At 40.4% G+C, this 15,604-nt stretch carries 17 protein-coding genes; 9 read left to right on the top strand and 8 right to left on the bottom strand.

From position 1 onward, the window contains the following. The first annotated feature begins 542 nt into the window (after positions 1-542). From ABJV04_RS17985 to ABJV04_RS17945, 9 genes are all read left to right on the top strand, one after another. Positions 543-665 carry a hypothetical protein gene (locus ABJV04_RS17985; RefSeq protein WP_348492986.1) on the top strand — a complete coding sequence of 41 codons (123 nt, stop codon included), beginning with the start codon at positions 543-545 and terminating at the stop codon, positions 663-665. A gap of 35 nt (positions 666-700) precedes the next feature. Beyond that, a complete protein-coding gene (gene apt, locus ABJV04_RS17980; RefSeq protein ID WP_348492985.1) occupies positions 701-1,237 on the top strand; it encodes an adenine phosphoribosyltransferase in 537 nt (178 codons plus the stop codon). A 6-nt stretch (positions 1,238-1,243) separates the two neighbouring features. Further along, on the top strand, positions 1,244-3,898 hold the full coding sequence (gene dnaX / locus ABJV04_RS17975) for a DNA polymerase III subunit gamma/tau (RefSeq protein WP_348492984.1): 2,655 nt from the start codon (positions 1,244-1,246) through the stop codon (positions 3,896-3,898). Positions 3,899-3,926: 28 nt separating this feature from the next. After that, positions 3,927-4,253 (top strand): YbaB/EbfC family nucleoid-associated protein, encoded by a 327-nt coding sequence (locus tag ABJV04_RS17970; protein ID WP_216047343.1) that lies wholly within the window; start codon positions 3,927-3,929, stop codon positions 4,251-4,253. A gap of 10 nt (positions 4,254-4,263) precedes the next feature. After that, a complete protein-coding gene (recR, locus tag ABJV04_RS17965) occupies positions 4,264-4,863 on the top strand; it encodes a recombination mediator RecR (protein ID WP_348492983.1) in 600 nt (199 codons plus the stop codon). A gap of 199 nt (positions 4,864-5,062) precedes the next feature. Beyond that, positions 5,063-6,985 carry a molecular chaperone HtpG gene (htpG, locus tag ABJV04_RS17960; RefSeq protein ID WP_348492982.1) on the top strand — a complete coding sequence of 641 codons (1,923 nt, stop codon included), beginning with the start codon at positions 5,063-5,065 and terminating at the stop codon, positions 6,983-6,985. A gap of 255 nt (positions 6,986-7,240) precedes the next feature. Beyond that, positions 7,241-8,395, top strand: a complete 1,155-nt coding sequence (locus tag ABJV04_RS17955; RefSeq protein WP_348492989.1) for an AI-2E family transporter — start codon at positions 7,241-7,243, stop codon at positions 8,393-8,395. A gap of 166 nt (positions 8,396-8,561) precedes the next feature. Beyond that, positions 8,562-9,206: an adenylate kinase gene (adk, locus tag ABJV04_RS17950; protein WP_348492981.1), complete on the top strand. Its 645-nt coding sequence runs from the start codon at positions 8,562-8,564 to the stop codon at positions 9,204-9,206. A 77-nt stretch (positions 9,207-9,283) separates the two neighbouring features. Next, complete coding sequence (locus ABJV04_RS17945; RefSeq protein ID WP_348492980.1) at positions 9,284-9,670, top strand: MAPEG family protein; 387 nt, start codon at positions 9,284-9,286, stop codon at positions 9,668-9,670. Positions 9,671-9,760: 90 nt separating this feature from the next. On the opposite strand, the gene ABJV04_RS17940 is transcribed toward ABJV04_RS17945, so the two are convergent. The 8 genes from ABJV04_RS17940 to hisH all read right to left on the bottom strand — a co-directional run bounded on the left by ABJV04_RS17940 (position 9,761) and on the right by hisH (position 15,603). Next, positions 9,761-10,213: an Hsp20 family protein gene (locus tag ABJV04_RS17940; protein WP_348492979.1), complete on the bottom strand. Its 453-nt coding sequence runs from the start codon at positions 10,211-10,213 to the stop codon at positions 9,761-9,763. Positions 10,214-10,392: 179 nt separating this feature from the next. Next, positions 10,393-11,043, bottom strand: coding sequence for a signal peptidase I (gene lepB, locus ABJV04_RS17935; protein WP_348492978.1), 651 nt, complete (start codon positions 11,041-11,043; stop codon positions 10,393-10,395). A 154-nt stretch (positions 11,044-11,197) separates the two neighbouring features. Beyond that, complete coding sequence (locus tag ABJV04_RS17930; protein ID WP_348492977.1) at positions 11,198-11,893, bottom strand: aspartate/glutamate racemase family protein; 696 nt, start codon at positions 11,891-11,893, stop codon at positions 11,198-11,200. Positions 11,894-11,924: 31 nt separating this feature from the next. Next, positions 11,925-12,638 (bottom strand): SIMPL domain-containing protein, encoded by a 714-nt coding sequence (locus ABJV04_RS17925; RefSeq protein ID WP_348492976.1) that lies wholly within the window; start codon positions 12,636-12,638, stop codon positions 11,925-11,927. A gap of 173 nt (positions 12,639-12,811) precedes the next feature. After that, on the bottom strand, positions 12,812-13,435 hold the full coding sequence (gene hisIE / locus ABJV04_RS17920; protein WP_348492975.1) for a bifunctional phosphoribosyl-AMP cyclohydrolase/phosphoribosyl-ATP diphosphatase HisIE: 624 nt from the start codon (positions 13,433-13,435) through the stop codon (positions 12,812-12,814). Positions 13,436-13,463: 28 nt separating this feature from the next. Beyond that, positions 13,464-14,258, bottom strand: coding sequence for an imidazole glycerol phosphate synthase subunit HisF (gene hisF, locus ABJV04_RS17915; RefSeq protein WP_348492974.1), 795 nt, complete (start codon positions 14,256-14,258; stop codon positions 13,464-13,466). After that, entirely contained in the window at positions 14,240-14,977 is a 738-nt protein-coding gene (hisA, locus tag ABJV04_RS17910) for a 1-(5-phosphoribosyl)-5-[(5-phosphoribosylamino)methylideneamino]imidazole-4-carboxamide isomerase (RefSeq protein ID WP_348492973.1), read from the bottom strand. The genes hisF and hisA overlap by 19 nt, the downstream gene beginning before the upstream one ends. After that, positions 14,974-15,603 (bottom strand): imidazole glycerol phosphate synthase subunit HisH, encoded by a 630-nt coding sequence (gene hisH / locus ABJV04_RS17905; protein WP_348492972.1) that lies wholly within the window; start codon positions 15,601-15,603, stop codon positions 14,974-14,976. Before hisH ends, hisA begins: the two co-directional genes overlap by 4 nt. Position 15,604: the final 1 nt, after the last annotated feature.

Raw genomic sequence — 15,604 nt, 5'->3', positions numbered from 1 at the left:
TAGCACATCGCCAGACTCCCATTAGAAGAAAGGCTACCTAGTTAGGTAGCCTTTTTTTATGCCTGCGATTTGTCTAACGAAGCACCTTTTTCATCACCAGACTAGATAGCCTTCCTTCTAAGCGCTGTCGCGCAACAACACTCCAAGGGAAACCATACCCATCTAATGTCATGCAATGCCTGTTGATGTAATAAAAGGCTAGGTGTCACACATCCCTGTGGCTACCTCCAGCCCGACATCCATGTCGGTCGTGCGCTCGGGCGGAACTGCGTTCCTAAAACATCCTCGCTTACCCCCATGTGAGAGCAAAAAGATCCTCTACCCTGTAGCACGGGCTTTAGCCCGTGGTTAAAGAAAAGCTTAAAATTAAACCTGTTAGCTTGTAGGTGGACTTATCCTATATTCGGTTGGTAATAGTGAGATACAGTTAAACCCTGATCAAAACTTAACAATTGTCGATCAACGCCGATTAGCCCTATTAATTTTGCCTTGTTTGCATTACTATTTAGCGCTTCTAAATTAGGATTAATTGGAGTTTATAAATGCAAGATCAGAGTTTTGAGAAAGACCCATTTAGCTGGACATATTTATTGGTAGCGCTTGTTGTTTTATTAGCACTTCCTCTTTTACCTGCTATTGCTGGTTGGCTTACTTTTTATCTATAAATCCAATAATTAAGCGAGCCACTAAGAGGAAGTTTGTGTCAGCTGAATATATAAAATCAATCGTAAAAACCGTCCCTGATTACCCAAAACCAGGAATTCTGTTTCGTGATGTAACTTCAGTATTAGAAGATCACACTGCATTTTCTAGCAGTATTGCTTTATTACTGGAAAAATTTGCACCACTACAGTTTGACAAAATTGCAGGAACTGAAGCTAGAGGCTTTTTGTTTGGGGCTCCATTAGCCATTGAAATGGGAATTGGTTTTATTCCTGTCCGTAAACCAAATAAATTACCTCGCGAAACCATATCAGAGTCTTACGAACTTGAGTATGGAATGGATATGTTGGAGATTCATTCTGATTCGATTAAGCCTGGTGAAAAAGTGTTAATGATCGATGATCTGCTTGCTACTGGCGGAACTATGATAGCTACAGCAAATTTGATTCGTAAACTTGGTGGTATAGTGGAACATGCGGGTTTTATCATTTCTCTTCCTGATTTGGGTGGCGAAGAAAAACTCAACCAGCATGGTGTTCAATGCCATTCTTTGTGTGACTTCGATGGTGAATAACAACTAATGGCTTATCAAGTTCTTGCTCGTAAATGGCGTCCTAACCGGTTTTCAGAATTAGTGGGGCAGGAACATGTTGTCACTGCAATATCCAATGCTTTAGATAATAACCGCCTTCACCACGCCTACCTTTTTACAGGTACGCGAGGAGTTGGCAAAACCACCATAGCGCGTATATTTTCAAAAAGTTTAAATTGCGAAACGGGTTTAAGTGCAAACCCTTGTGGTCAATGCCATACCTGTTTGGATATTGAAAATGGTAGCTACGTTGATTTGCTAGAAATTGATGCCGCATCAAGAACCAAAGTAGAAGATACCCGAGAGTTACTCGATAACGTACAGTATAAACCGACGCGGGGGCAGTTTAAGGTTTACTTAATAGATGAAGTGCATATGTTGTCTAAACATAGTTTCAATGCACTTTTAAAAACCCTTGAAGAACCGCCTCCACATGTGAAGTTTTTACTGGCAACAACAGACCCGCAAAAACTACCCGTGACCATATTGTCACGTTGTTTGCAGTTTAATTTGAAGGCGTTATCACGGGATCAAATTAGCCAGCAATTAAGTTATATCCTGTCAGAAGAAAAGATTGTTAGCGAACCACAAGCATTATCCCAGTTAGCTAGAGCTGCACAGGGAAGTATGCGAGATGCGTTAAGTTTAACTGACCAAGCTATCGCTCAAGGCGACGGTAAGGTAACAAATGACATCGTGACGGATATGCTGGGCCTCATGGATAAAGGCCAGATAGTTAAGCTGCTACATACGGTTTTTAATAACGAACCAGCTCAAGTTATGGCACAAGTTGAAACAATGTCTCAGCAGTCTGTTAATTATGAACAGGTGTTAGCAGAGCTAATGAGCTTGTTACACCAAGTTGCGTTAACACAGTTTGTGCCCGAAGCCTGTAAGTTAGAAACTGTATCCGCTCGAGCTATTTATCAATTAGCAAAAATGTTGCCGCCTGAGCAAGTTCAGCTAGCTTATCAGATTGCTTTGCAAGGTAAAAAAGACATCATTCATGCCGCAGATGCACGCATTGGTTTAGAGATGACCTTGTTACGGATGTTAGCATTTAATCCATCGCCAATATCATTGTCGATTGACGAAACTAACAGTTTAACTAAACAAACGAACTTGGCATCCTTACCCGTTAACAATGGCAATGTAGAAAAAAAAACTGTTGAAAACGTCGAGCTTAATGAAGACGAAATAGAGCAAGATTTGACAGCACAACAAAATGATATTATTTCTCAAGCCAGTAGTTTAGGCGCAACACAATCTGAGGTTTCACAAGGTTCTGATTATGCTCAAAATAATCAACAACAGCCACCATCTCAAAAGCTTCATAGCAAAGTTTTGGATGACAGCGCTAGTCAAAGTGGTGCAGAGCAAGAGTTAGCTGATGCTAATGTTAGTAATGAGAGTCCTATTGAGGTTGAGAGCCAACCCAGTTTTGACAACCCGGATGTTTATCATCAAGAGTATTTTGAAGATCAGAATAATCTAGCAGATTTTTATGCAGACAATAGCGCTCATAGCTTAAATGAAAATGAAGGGGGGAATTTACCCCAAGTTGAGCCTGTTACGTCATCATCAGAAAAAAACACTTCTCACCCATCTGAGTTGGCCAGTTCTTTATCTGCAACAGAAAATCTAATCGCTTTAAAAGACAAACTTTCTAAATTAGAAGTGGCTTCTGAGGAGCAATACAAAAAGGAAGAACAACCCAAAGGGGATTTTCTACCTTCGCGATTTAAGCCTAAAGCGGAACAAGTAAACGACAATACTCAAGAAGTCGAAGATAAACAAGAGACTGCTAAGCCGCAAAGCATCGATGTAATTCAGCCTAATAGCCAGGCCACAGACATAACAAACACAGAATCACAAGAAAGTGTACATGTTGTACCTAATTCAATTGAAACTGATTCATATAGCGAATTTGGCGCGCCGGAGAGTAATAGCGACGAGCAAAGTGTCGATAATACAGCCCCTTCTAGCTATGTTCCCAATCCCAATCCCAATCCCAATAACAATTTCATTGAAAATGAAATTACAGTAGATAGTGTTTCTAAAGATGCGCAACATCAAGATACACCACCTTGGTCCCAGGATAATGCTGAGGCGCAACTAAGCGGGACTAATAGTGAACAAAGTCAGCAAAACTACCAAGAATTAGAAGATGAATTCGACCCTATGGCTCACCTTAACGAGCCAATAGAAGTGAATGTGGACTTTGATGTTCCGGCATTTCTTGAAAATGGGGAAAAGGTAATACATTCGAAGCAGCTGGATACATGGAGTCAACTAATTGAGCAAATGCAAATTACCGCATTAACGAAACAATTAGCGCTACATTCGTCTTACGAAAAAAATGATAACCGTGTGACCTTGAAGTTATTAGATTCGAAGCCACATCTAGATACTGAAACCGCTAGAAGTCAGTTACAACAGGCTTTAAGTGAACTTTTTCAGGAACAGATTGAGTTGCATATTGAGCATAGTCAGCCAATAAGTACGCCATTTGCAGTGCAGCAAACCATTAATCAGGTAAGAATGCGGCATGCGATAAATGTTGCTGAAACAAACCCAGAAATAAATCGGGTAAAAAATACATTTTCTGCGCAGGTGATAGAGTCTAGTATTAAACCTCGCTAATTTAATTTACCAAACAAGAGAGAATATTATGTTTAAAGGTGGTATGGGAAATATCATGAAGCAAGCGCAGCAAATGCAAGAGCGCATGCAAAAGTCACAAGAAGAATTAGCGACAATCGAAGTTACAGGTGAATCTGGCGCCGGTTTGGTTAAGGTTACTATGACCTGTAATCACAATGTAAGACGAGTCGATATCGATCCCTCTTTAATGGAAGATGACAAAGAAATGATCGAAGATCTTGTTGCTGCAGCCATTAATGATGCTGTTCGTCGTGTGCAAGAAACCACCAAAGAAAAAATGGGTGATGTAACCGGTGGAATGCCGTTACCTCCTGGCTTTAAGATGCCGTTTTAAGAAGAAGTAGATGCAATACAGCCCACTTATTACCGAACTTATTGCCGCTTTGACTCACCTTCCAGGTGTGGGTAAAAAAAGCGCTCAACGTATGGCGTTTCACTTGTTAGAACGCAATCGTGAGGGGGCACTTGAATTGAGTAATGTGCTTCATAATGCAATGGAGCATGTGCAGCATTGTCAATCGTGTCGTACCTTTACCGAAGCAAGCTTGTGCGATATTTGTAGCAATCCAATTCGTGAAGAAGTCGGGCAATTATGTATTGTTGAATCACCACAAGATGTGATTGCGGTGGAGCAAACATCCGAATTCAAAGGGCGTTATTTTGTTTTGATGGGGCATTTGTCGCCGATCGACGGAATAGGGCCCAATGAAATTGGTTTGAATGAGCTGGAAGTGTTGCTTAAATCTGGCAAGTTTAAAGAAGTTATTCTGGCCACTAACCCCACCGTTGAAGGTGAAGCTACTGCCCATTTTATTGCACAAATGTGCAAAACCTTCGACATATCAGCCACTCGTTTAGCCCATGGTATGCCAGTGGGTGGTGAGCTTGAGTATGTGGATGGGAACACCTTAATGCATGCGTTTACTGGTAGGCGTGTTATTTAATTTTTTCCACCCCTGATATCTTTAGCAGCTTGCTATTCTTGATAGCTGCTATAGTTGCTTGAAAAGTACCCGCTTTTTTAACTGCCATAAAATTTTTACATTTTTCTTGATAATAAATAGGGTTGTTTGCTTGAAAAGAAAGTAAACGACCTTATCTCCTAAGCCTAGAAGCAAAACGGTTTATAGGAGAAATTTGTTTATGGCTGAAACAGCTCACCAAGAAACTCATGGTTTTCAAACTGAAGTAAAGCAATTACTTCAATTGATGATTCATTCACTTTATTCCAACAAAGAAATATTCCTTCGTGAATTAGTTTCAAATGCTGCTGATGCTGCAGATAAATTGAGATTTAAAGTACTTTCAGATTCATCACTTTATGAAAATGACAGTGATCTTTGCGTTAAACTCAGTGCAGATAAAGAAGCCGGTACCATTACTATTTCAGATAATGGGATTGGAATGAATAAAGAAGATGTTATTGAACATCTTGGTACCATCGCTAAATCAGGTACCAAAGAATTCTTTAATAACTTGTCTGGCGACCAGTCAAAAGATTCACAATTAATCGGTCAATTCGGTGTAGGCTTCTACTCAGCCTTTATCGTTGCTGATAACGTTATCGTGCGCAGCCGCGCCGCTGGTGAAAGTGCAGATAAAGGTGTTGAATGGCAATCTGCCGGTGAAGGTGAATTCACGGTTAAAGATATTGAAAAAGCTGACCGTGGTACTGAAATCGTTCTGCATTTACGTGAAGACGAAAAAGAATTCGCAGACGATTGGCGACTTCGTTCAATTGTCACTAAGTACTCTGAACATATCGGTATTCCCGTTAAAATGTGGAAAGAAGAAGTTGCTGAGTCAGAAGGTCCTGATGGTGAAAAAATTCCTGCTCAACCTGGAGAATGGGAAGCCGTCAACAAAGCGAGCGCTCTTTGGACGCGAGATAAGTCAGAAATAAGCGACGAAGAATATAACGAGTTTTATAAACACGTTTCTCACGATTTTACCGATCCGTTGTTACACTCCCACAATAAAGTGGAAGGTAAAACAGAATATACAAGCCTACTTTATATTCCATCAAAAGCGCCTTTTGATATGTGGAATCGTGATCAAAGCCATGGTCTGAAGCTTTACGTTCAGCGCGTCTTTATTATGGATGACGCAGAACAGTTTATGCCAGTTTACCTGCGTTTTGTAAAAGGTCTATTAGACTCCAACGATCTACCTTTGAATGTTTCCCGTGAAATTCTTCAAGATAACAAAATCACTCAGGCCATCCGCCAAGGGTGTACTAAACGAGTTCTGCAAATGTTGGAGCGTTTAGCTAAAAATGATGCTGACAAGTACCAGTTATTCTGGGAAGAATTTGGCAGTGTGCTTAAAGAAGGTCCTGCAGAAGATCATGCTAACAAAGAAAAAATTGCTGGTTTATTGCGTTTTGCATCCACTCATAATGACAGCGATGCACAAACTGTATCTTTAGAAGATTATATTGGCCGAATGAAAGAAGGTCAGGATAAAATCTACTTTATTACAGCCGATAGTTATCAAGCCGCTAAATCTAGTCCGCACTTAGAAATCTTCCGCAAAAAAGGTATTGAAGTGTTGTTAATGGGTGACCGTATTGACGAATGGTTGATGTCGCACTTAACTGAATTCAATGAAAAATCATTCCAGTCTGTTGCCCGTGGTGCATTAGATCTTGGTGATTTGGAAGATGAAGAGAGCAAAAAAGAACAAGAGCAAGCAGAGAAAGAAGTTGAAGGCGTATTAGAGCGCGTAAAAACGACTTTAGGCGATAAAGTGGTTGATGTTAAGTTTACCCATCGACTAACTGATTCACCAGCTTGTATCGTAACTGATGAGCAGGGCATGTCTACGCAAATGATTAAGTTGATGCAAGCTGCAGGTCAGCCTGTACCAGAAGCAAAATATCATTTTGAATTGAACCCTGAGCATCAGTTGGTCAAGTTACTCGCTGATTTGCAAGATGAAGGTCAGTTTGGGCAATGGGTTGAAGTGCTTTACGATCAAGCCGCATTGTCAGAACAGGGCAGTCTTAAAGATCCAGCAAGCTTCGTTCAAAACTTGAATAAACTGTTGATTGATTTGGCAAAGTAGTATTTAGGTAACGTGTAAGCAGATGTAATTGATTACACGAATCTAAAGAAGATAGCGTTTTAAAAATCCGGTGAGTCATGCTTACCGGATTTTTTGTGTTTAACGGGTTCAATAAGCTGCAATACTACATGAGCAGTCTAGGGAATTGGTGGTACAATTTTGATATCCGTACCATTTTATATGTAGTTAAAATTACTTAGTGCTTAAAAAGCGCTAAGTGTATGTATCCATAATTAAGGTTGGCCTGTGACAGATATGACCAGTAATAATCAACAAGCGTTAGATGATGGCACTAATCTAAAAACGCCCACAGCAATGAAATCGTTACAGTGGTTGTTAATTTTAGCCATTTTTTACACCTTATACTTTGCCCAGTCTTTAATGATCCCCCTAGTTTTTACAGTGCTTACGGCTTTATTACTGAGTCCTTTGGTAAACTTTTTTAAAAAGCTCCTTATTCCTCGTCCTATTTCAGCCGTGGTGTTACTGGTGATGTTGGTAGCCCCCTTTAGTTTTTTAGGTACACAACTGGCTGAACCTGCGCAAAAATGGGCACAGTTAGTGCCAAAACTCTCAGTACAGCTAAGCGAACAAATCGACAGTATGAGTGATGCATTTTCTAAACATGAAGCTTTGGCTAAAAAACAGGCTGATGAAGGTAAGGAAAAATCGGGTTTTAGTTTTTTTAACTGGTTTAAAAGTGATCCGCCAGAACAAAAAACAGAACTTGAACAAAATGTGGTTAAAGAACATATCAAACAGGGCGGCATAGAAATGTTATTGTCGGTTTTAGGAGCAACGCCAACGTTTATAGGTCAGCTATTGGCGAGCCTAATTTTGATCTTATTCCTGCTTATTTTTGGTCCATCCTTATTTTCTGTTTTTATTAATGACTTTCCGATTGTAAAGAACAAAAAGCGGACGCTGTTCCTCGTTACTAAAATTCAGCAAACCTTATCTAGGTACATTGTTACCATTAGTATTATTAATTCTGCATTAGGACTTTCTACTGCAGCTATTCTATACTTTTTAGGCGTGCAAGACGCGCTCTTATGGGGGGCATTGGTAGCTCTCCTTAATTTTGTTCCTTACGTAGGGTCTGTTTTTAGTCTAATTATATTGTGTCTGGCTGGCACCGTTCAGTTTGGTTTTGAATTAATTGCATTGATGCCAAGTGGTGTGTTTCTTATTTTAAATATTCTTGAATCACAATTCATTACGCCCGCTATTTTGGGGCGCAATATGCAAGTTAACCCCTTAGTTATAATTTTATGGTTACTCTTGTTAGGGTGGTTATGGGGAATATTAGGGGTGTTATTAGCAGTTCCTATTCTCGTGTGTATTAAATTAACCATTGCACAAATCGGTATTTTGCCTCACTGGTTAAAATTAATCGAAGCAAAAGGTTAAAATTCAACCGTTTACCCTAAATGAAGCTGCTCAGTTAAAAATCTTACATACTTATTTCTAATTTTTCTAAGACTTTAGGGGGAGTCTGCTTTGATATTCTTGTATAGCAGCAAATGAATGTGTAGAGTTGCGGTTGGATTGAATTTTAACTATGAGAGGACACGGCATGCGCATTATTCTTCTAGGCGCGCCTGGTGCAGGTAAAGGCACACAAGCCCAATTTTTAATGGGTAAGTATGGGATTCCACAGATCTCTACAGGCGATATGCTCAGAGCAGCTATAAAAGCAGGTACCGAGCTCGGTCTTGCTGCAAAGAAAGTTATGGATGAAGGTAAATTAGTTTCTGATGAACTAATTATTGGCTTAGTAAAAGAGCGTATTACCCAACCTGATTGCGAACGCGGTTTTCTATTAGACGGTTTTCCTCGCACGATTCCACAAGCTGATGCTATGAAACAGGCTGGTATTAAAGTCGATTTCTGTATTGAGTTTGATGTAGCTGATGATGTAATAGTGGAAAGAATGGCAGGACGACGTGTGCATCCTGGCTCAGGCCGTGTTTATCATGTCTCATATAATCCGCCTAAAACTGAAGGCAAAGACGACGTGACAGGTGAAGATCTGGTTATTAGACCTGATGATGAAGAGCAAACCGTACGTAAGCGTTTGACTGTTTATCATGAACAGACTAAGCCATTGGTTGATTACTATTCTGCTGAAGCTCAGTCAGGAAACTGTGAATACATCAAAATTGATGGAACTCAGGCCGTTGAAACCGTGCGCGAACAGTTGGCTGAAAAGTTAGGGTAACCCCGTACTGGAAACTGTAGCCAAATAGTTTAGACTAAAGCCCACAATATTGTGGGCTTTTTAATTTAGGATAGGATATGAGTACACCGATAACCGCTTTTTATGCTGGTCTTTTAGGGATAAGTTTCTTTTACCTTTCTGCTTTGGTGATACAACAGAGACGTAGTCTGAAAGTTAGTCTAGGTGACGGCGGCGATAGTCACTTTCTAGGCGTGATTCGCGCCCATGCTAACTTTGCAGAATATGTACCCCTGATCCTTGTTTTGTTGTTAGTTGCAGAGCTTAATCAAGGAAACCACCTTATTTTGCACGCAATAGGTTCGTTATTATTGTTAGGGCGATTGATCCATGCCTACGGCTTACGTCATCATTCTGGCGTGAGTTGGCAGCGTTTATGGGGAATGTTGATGACCTTTGCTGCGCTGATTGGCGCTTCAGTATTGAATATCCTAACCTTGTATTAATCTATTTTAAATCAAGTTTTTAGGGTAGTGATACGCATAAAAAAACGGCGTCTATAGACGCCGTTTTTAATTTGTTAATTTGAAAAATAACTATTCAGATTTATTTTCGATATAGCTATTTCCATTGCTGCCTATTTCAATTTTTCTAGGCTTTTTGGCTTCCGGAATTACGCGTTCAAGTTCAATATGCAGTAAACCATTTTGCATATCTGCAGTTAAGACTTTCACGTGGTCGCCAAGTTGGAATTTTCTTTCGAAATTTCGCTCGGAAATACCTTTGTGAAGGAACTTACGATCGCTTTGTTTTCCAGGAAGTGTACCTGAGACTTTTAAGGTATTTTCCTGAGTCTCAATGGTAATGTTTTCTTGGGAAAATCCTGCCACAGCCATAGTGATTCGATACTTGTCTTCTTCTAACAACTCGATATTGTATGGAGGGTAGGTTGTTTGTTTTTCACTTTGTGAAGCGGCATCTATCATAGATGCTAAGTGATCAAAACCAATAAAAGAACGATAAAGTGGTGATAAGTCGATGTTACGCATAGTCATATCCTCGCTATTAAGCAATATGTTAAATTTTTAAATTGTGCCCCGAGTCTTCGGCGGCGTTATTATTTGTCGACCCTTTCGGCGCCGACAATATAAATATGTGGCGGAGCAATAAATTTTCAATAGATAAAAATTAAAAAAATTGAAAATAATTTATAACCTATTGATTTATATTAATTTAAATCTATTAAATTTCTATTGGTTTTAGGTAGGTAATAATTGTTTTTATCTAAAGAGGTGATCACTTTGGTGGCTTTACCTTGTAATTCCCGTTTACTTACCAGGCCAATATAACGTGAGTCGATGCTATTATTGCGGTTGTCGCCCATCACAAAATAATAGCCTGCTGGAATTTCTATATTGGTAAAACTGTCTTTAGGATGAGGTACGTCGATAAACTGCACTAAGTGGTCTTTACCCAAAAGATCTTCTTGATAAAAATCACTTTGTTGTTTTGTATATCCTACTAATTGACCGTTAATAATGAGTTGGTTGTTGATCATTGAAATATGATCTCCTGGTATTCCAACAATGCGTTTTACCAGCCTTTCTTGAGCAGCTTTGGAATTCAACGTCACTATATCGCCACGTTCTGGTGAGCCTGTTTGTAACAAAGCAATATCCGTAAAGGGCAATTCTAAGCGATAGGCCAATTTGTTAACCAAAATGCGATCACCTACTTCTATGGTGGGTAACATGGACCCCGAAGGAACGTGATACCAATCCGCTAAACTACTTCGTGATGCAAACATGAGAAGAATAAATAATAAGAATCCCCAATTCTGTTTACACAAACCCACTAATTTTTGTTTTATTAACATCATAATTGTCCTTGCTGATTTTCCGTTGTCGCGCTATTGACTAGATTATTAGATAACCTTGGTTTGTATAGTTCAAACTTAGACTGTAAGTAATTATGTCGTAATGGTGATGGGGTAAAAATGATGAGTTAATATTGGCTAAGTAGAGGGAAGAATGTTAAATATTTAAGGCAAAGTCCACGGCAGCTAAAGCATGAATGTCGGTGGTATTGTAGAGGGGAATATCAGTATCATTCTGACTCACTAAAAGTGCGATTTCAGTGCAACCCAAAATGATGGCTTGGGCACCATTATCCACCAGGTTTTGCATGATCGTTAAATAAGCTTCTCGTGAACAAGGATTTATTTTGCCTAAACACAGTTCGTCGTAAATGACGTTATGCACCAAATCTCGCTCTGTTTGGTTAGGGATGACTACTTCGATTGCGAACTTATCTTGTAATCTTTGTTTATAAAAGTCTTGCTCCATGGTGAATCGTGTACCGAGCAATCCAACTTTTTGGATTTGGTTTTTGATTAACGCTTTTGCCGTGGCATCGGCGATATGTATTAGCGGCAGTTTTGTTGCTTGTTCAACCATATCGGCGACTTTATGCATGGTATTAGTACATATCAGCACACATTCCGCGCCAGCTCGCTCCAGTCCACGGGCGGCATCAGCTAGAATATCACCTAATTCTTGCCATTTCCCCTGGTGTTGTAACTGTTCAATTTGAGCGAAATCGACACTATGTAAGATGATTTTGGCAGAGTGAAAACCACCCAATAGCGTTTTAACTTGCTGATTAATCACTTGGTAGTAACTCACTGTCGACTCCCAACTCATACCGCCAATCAATCCAATTGTGCCCATTAATAAATCCTCACTTTAACTCACTAAAACATCAGTCGATTAAATAATATTCAATGGTGGAAACGACACGCACTTGTTTAATATAAGGTGTATTGCTGTCTCTATCTGAGATACTAAATTGGCCCTGTCTGGCCTGTTTTATTTTTCCTAACTGACTGTTACTGTCGGCTGCAAATTTTTCAGCGACTTCACGGGCTTTTTGGGTGGCATCCTCAATCATTTTCGGTTTTATCTGATTTAACCCTGAATATAAAAACTGCGTCCGGTTTTCATAACTATTGCCATTAAGCACTAAGCCTCGTTTCCCTAATTCTAATAATCGAGTTTGAGCTTGCAGTACAGCATCAATTTTTTCACTGTAGACAGTGAATGTTTGGGTTGCGGTAAAACGAATGTCATTGGCATTGTAGTTACCGTAATTTTGCGCTTTTTTATCATTAATCGTTGGGGTTGATGCGCTTATCTCATCTTCGCTAAAGTTATTCTCTAATAGAAACTGTTCTACGACTTGTTGTTGGGTTTCCAATTGTTGATATAAACCGCCTAGATCATCGCTGATCACACTGTACTGAATAGGCCAAATTGCCGTATCGGCGGGGACTTCATGCTCCGATAAACCTTTCACAGTGATAGTGCGCTCAAAGGAGCGAAAACGTTCAACGGACTGTTGTAAAAAGTAGCCTAAAATTGCGGTGCTTATGATTAATGCAGCGCCAATGACTAAACTAGATCGGGAAGATTGCATGTTGTAAGCGTCCTTTCAGTTAACCAAAATTGACAGGAATAAGATTATCATTCTAGCAAGAAGTAAATGAAATAACCTAAACTTTAGGATGCAGTTTTGCAGACAGAAATACGAGCAATAGAGGGACTAATTAAATTTGGCTTAGCCGTATACTGCTAAGCCAAATTGTTTGCTTAGTTTTTATTATGACGAGACTTTAATATATCGACCACATCACTTAGGGAAAGATCTGAAGCGTGTAATAGAACTATTAAATGGTAAAGTAAGTCGGCAGATTCATTTTTCAACTCTTCCAAGTCTTTGACCGTTGCTGCTAATGCGGTTTCAACGCCTTCTTCACCAACTTTTTGGGCAATGCGTTTAATGCCTTTGTTGTACAAACTAGCAGTGTAGCTAGATTCAGGATCTGCGCTTTTTCTGGCCGCTAAGATAGTTTCTAGTTCGGCGATAAAAGTAAAGTCTGCATCTTCACTAGATGCCCAACAAGACTCAGTTCCTAAATGGCAGGTAGGGCCGTTGGGTTTTACCAAGGCTAAGATTGAATCTTTATCACAATCAGCCGTTAGTTCTACTAGATCAAGGGTATGACCAGACGTTTCGCCTTTAGTCCACAAACGCTGCTTTGAGCGACTAAAAAAGGTTACATGACCACTGTCTAAGGTGGTTTCGATGGCCGATTTATCCATATAACCTTGCATTAATACTTTGCCACTTATCGCGTTTTGCACGATACACGGGATCAACCCCTGCATTTTATCCCAACTTAGCTGGTCTATTGTTTGTTGATTGATAATCATGAAATTCTCTGTTTTATCCGTTTCACTGTTAGGATGTGGTGTGCACAAAATCGTCTCGAATGACCACGCCTTGTGCTCGTAAAAAATCTTTTAACTCTGGAATTGGAATAATGCCTTTATGGAAAACGGAGGCAGCTAAGGCACCGTCCACATCGGCCTGTTTGAATACATCGTAAAAGTGATGTTTTTCACCCGCGCCACCAGAGGCAATTAACGGCACAATACAGGCTTCACGCACTATACTGAGTTGGGCAATATCATAACCTTGACGCACGCCGTCTTGGTTCATACAGTTGAGTACTATCTCGCCTGCGCCCCGTTGTTGTACTTCTTTAACCCAGTCAACGGTGAGTCGTCCAGTATTCTGTGTACGTTTTTCGTCTCCGGTAAACTGATACACTTCGTATTGCTGGCTGTGTTCATTGAAATAACTATCAATTCCGATAACCACACATTGTTGTCCGTAGGTATCGTGTAATCGCGTGATCAATTCTGGGTCGGCGAGAGCAGGCGAGTTGACGGATATTTTGTCAGCTCCCATTTCTAAGATACGGCCTGCATCTTCTACAGACTTAATGCCTCCAGCCACGCAAAACGGGATATCAATAACTTGCGCTATTCGGCTAACCCAGCTTTTGTCGACCACACGTTGATCACTGGATGCGGTAATATCATAAAATACTAACTCATCTGCACCTTGTTGGGCATATTGTTCGGCTAACGGGACTATGTCACCGATTATTTCGTGATTACGAAATTTAACCCCTTTGACTACTTTGCCATCGCGGACATCCAAACAGGGAATTATTCTCCTTGCCAACATTGGATTGCCTCCTCAAGGGTAAACTTACCTTCTAACAGGGCTCGTCCTAAGATTACACCATCAACATGGCTAGGTTTTAATGCTTCAATATCTGCCAAAGAGCCAATTCCCCCAGATGCTTGCCATACAACATCAGGAAAACGTTGTTTCATTTCTGTGTATAGCTGGTGGTTAGCCCCTTGTAGCGTGCCGTCGCGACTGATATCCGTACATAAAACGTGTTTTGCCCCGACACTTAAAAAGTCATCTAATAGGCCTTCAAGTGCTACGCCGGAACTTTCCTGCCATCCATGGGTGGCAATAAACTTGTTGCCGTTTTCGTCAATATTGACATCTAAGGCCAGAACTATGGCTTCAGGACCGTATTTAGTGACCCACTGTTTAACAGTTTCTGGCTGTTTTACGGCCAATGAGCCAATCACAATACGTTTCACACCGATTTCTAATAGTTGCGCTACGTCGGCTTCTGAACGAATACCACCGCCGGCTTGAAACTGCATGCGTTGGGTATCAACCATACGTTTAATCAACTCTAACTGGCGTTTATTGGTATCCTTAGCGCCGGTTAAGTCTACTATATGCAACCATTTTGCCCCCTGATCCGCGTAACTATCTACCACGTCCACAGGGTCAAGTTTGTATTGGGTTTTTTGGTCGTAATCGCCTTGATATAAACGCACAACCGCACCATCAATTAAATCTATCGCTGGAATAATCATAAGTTTAAAAAGTTCTCCAGTAGAGTTGCTCCGGCATCACCTGAACGTTCTGGGTGAAATTGCACGCCATAAAAATTGTTTCTGTGGATGGCGGCAGAAAAGGGCATTTCATATTGGCTGGCAGCCAACGTATGGGAATACACTTCTACCGCGAAGCTATGCACAAAATAGAAATAGGTGCCTTGGGGGATGCCTTTAAATATTGAATTTTGTTCAACAGCTTCAACTGTGTTCCAGCCCATGTGGGGTAAGCGTAAATCGCCCACTTGCATACGCTTCACCTGACCTGGAATTAAATTCAAACAGGGAGTATTACCCAGATCACTCTGGTGGGCTTTTTCTTGGGAGTCGGTGACCATCAATTGCATGCCCAAACAGACCCCTAAAACAGGTTGGGTAAGAGTTTGAATACAACTTGTGAGTTGTTTTTTCTCAATACTTTCCATTGCCGCATTAGCACTGCCTACGCCCGGTAAGATAAGTTTGTCGGCGGCACTGATAACCTTGGGATCATCAGACACAGTTACATTTTGCGTCAACCTTTGTAGGGCAAATTTCACTGAAGAAATATTTGCACAGCCAGTATTAATAATCACGGTTTTTTGCGTAGAACTTGCCACTGACATA

Source organism: Aliiglaciecola sp. (genome assembly GCF_039982535.1).
Classification (GTDB): domain Bacteria; phylum Pseudomonadota; class Gammaproteobacteria; order Enterobacterales; family Alteromonadaceae; genus Aliiglaciecola.
The sequence above is the reverse complement of the archived record's forward strand: the minus strand, read 5'-3'. Positions and strand labels throughout refer to the sequence as shown.

What these genes read in the sequence shown, in the direction of transcription:
- hisA (WP_348492973.1), bottom strand. Translation starts at nt 14,977, where the DNA reads ATGATTATTCCAGCGATAGATTTAATTGATGGTGCGGTTGTGCGTTTA.
- ABJV04_RS17925 (WP_348492976.1), bottom strand. Translation starts at nt 12,638, where the DNA reads ATGCAATCTTCCCGATCTAGTTTAGTCATTGGCGCTGCATTAATCATA.
- ABJV04_RS17940 (WP_348492979.1), bottom strand. Translation starts at nt 10,213, where the DNA reads ATGCGTAACATCGACTTATCACCACTTTATCGTTCTTTTATTGGTTTT.
- ABJV04_RS17945 (WP_348492980.1), top strand. Translation starts at nt 9,284, where the DNA reads ATGAGTACACCGATAACCGCTTTTTATGCTGGTCTTTTAGGGATAAGT.
- ABJV04_RS17985 (WP_348492986.1), top strand. Translation starts at nt 543, where the DNA reads ATGCAAGATCAGAGTTTTGAGAAAGACCCATTTAGCTGGACATATTTA.
- dnaX (WP_348492984.1), top strand. Translation starts at nt 1,244, where the DNA reads ATGGCTTATCAAGTTCTTGCTCGTAAATGGCGTCCTAACCGGTTTTCA.
- ABJV04_RS17970 (WP_216047343.1), top strand. Translation starts at nt 3,927, where the DNA reads ATGTTTAAAGGTGGTATGGGAAATATCATGAAGCAAGCGCAGCAAATG.
- ABJV04_RS17930 (WP_348492977.1), bottom strand. Translation starts at nt 11,893, where the DNA reads ATGGGCACAATTGGATTGATTGGCGGTATGAGTTGGGAGTCGACAGTG.
- ABJV04_RS17955 (WP_348492989.1), top strand. Translation starts at nt 7,241, where the DNA reads ATGACCAGTAATAATCAACAAGCGTTAGATGATGGCACTAATCTAAAA.
- lepB (WP_348492978.1), bottom strand. Translation starts at nt 11,043, where the DNA reads ATGATGTTAATAAAACAAAAATTAGTGGGTTTGTGTAAACAGAATTGG.
- htpG (WP_348492982.1), top strand. Translation starts at nt 5,063, where the DNA reads ATGGCTGAAACAGCTCACCAAGAAACTCATGGTTTTCAAACTGAAGTA.
- hisF (WP_348492974.1), bottom strand. Translation starts at nt 14,258, where the DNA reads ATGTTGGCAAGGAGAATAATTCCCTGTTTGGATGTCCGCGATGGCAAA.
- adk (WP_348492981.1), top strand. Translation starts at nt 8,562, where the DNA reads ATGCGCATTATTCTTCTAGGCGCGCCTGGTGCAGGTAAAGGCACACAA.
- recR (WP_348492983.1), top strand. Translation starts at nt 4,264, where the DNA reads ATGCAATACAGCCCACTTATTACCGAACTTATTGCCGCTTTGACTCAC.
- hisIE (WP_348492975.1), bottom strand. Translation starts at nt 13,435, where the DNA reads ATGATTATCAATCAACAAACAATAGACCAGCTAAGTTGGGATAAAATG.
- hisH (WP_348492972.1), bottom strand. Translation starts at nt 15,603, where the DNA reads ATGTCAGTGGCAAGTTCTACGCAAAAAACCGTGATTATTAATACTGGC.